Below are 203 nucleotides of genomic sequence, written 5' to 3'. Positions count from 1 at the left end.
AGCGTTATAGCAGACAATACGCTGAGTAAGCGAACATGGAATAATAAAGTGGCTCATATGAGAGCGATTTTTAACCACGCCATAGCCCAGGGTTATTTTTCATATCGGGAGAATCCCTTTAATGGTGCGATTGCCCGTCCCGATGTGAAAAGAAAAAAGACCTTGTCGGATATGCAGATAAAAAAAATTTATCTTCTGATGGA

1 pseudogene is annotated in these 203 nt (G+C 40.4%); it reads left to right on the top strand.

What is annotated here, in order from left to right:
• Positions 1-203, top strand: a pseudogene (locus tag ACSZO4_RS26055) (site-specific integrase); the annotation flags it as partial.

The sequence above is a fragment of the Phytobacter sp. V91 genome (assembly GCF_965644225.1).
Classification (GTDB): domain Bacteria; phylum Pseudomonadota; class Gammaproteobacteria; order Enterobacterales; family Enterobacteriaceae; genus CBFFRJ01.
This window is presented reverse-complemented; position numbering and strand designations above follow the sequence as displayed.